This is a genomic window from Stenotrophomonas ginsengisoli, from assembly GCF_001431485.1.
Classification (GTDB): Bacteria; Pseudomonadota; Gammaproteobacteria; order Xanthomonadales; family Xanthomonadaceae; genus Stenotrophomonas; species Stenotrophomonas ginsengisoli.
The window spans coordinates 1-671 of the sequence record NZ_LDJM01000096.1; the positions used below are offsets into that span (position 1 = coordinate 1).

General features: G+C 57.1%; 1 protein-coding gene. It reads right to left on the bottom strand.

Annotated features, from left to right (window positions below; translation table 11 throughout):
• On the bottom strand, positions 1 to 283 hold a 283-nt coding region (locus tag ABB30_RS15490), incomplete at its 3' end, for a hypothetical protein (RefSeq protein ID WP_211263514.1).
• Positions 284 to 671 lie beyond the last annotated feature (388 nt).

A 671-nucleotide genomic window follows, 5' to 3' on the forward strand; every position in this document is an offset into this window, starting at 1 on the left:
CGACAAACCCAGCGGCACGAAGGACTTCGGTGACCGTTGCTCTCACCCGACTCGTGCCGCTGGGTTTGTCGTCGATCCTGCGCTCAAGCATGCCTAGTACGACATCGTAGTCCCGCCGCTTGAATCTTTTGACTTCAGCGATTTGCTGGCTGGTCAGGCCGCTAAGGTCGCCGGGCTCGTCATCCTTGCTGCCGGTCACAACAGCATGCACGCCCGTGTCTAGCTTCGCGTAGACGTCGACCACCAGCTCGCGGAAGTCGGGCAACCCCGCGGGCTTGGACACACCGGCGCCGGCGATAAATAGAACGTGCCCTCGCGCGTGCGCGAGTAACAATCTCTCCGGCACGACGGGCAAACCGCTGCCAAGTGAGATCACTCGGTCCGGAGGCGGCGACTTCGCAGGAAAAACGAGAGAGGAACTCAAGACTTGTCGACTCAAGTCAACGGGTCGATTCGAATGTACAGGAAAATTCGCTGCCGCTAAAAAGAATTCTCATGCTTTCCACGTGGTTATATGGTCGCCCATGTCAGTACTATAACTTACCGCGACAGAGTGACGTCATCCCCTCGTTCGTGCGTCGCAGATCAGCCTGAAAGGATCAATAGAATCAGCACACTCCAAATCTGCTGTTCGCCGACTCTGTCGAATTTCCAACCGCACAACCTGCCGT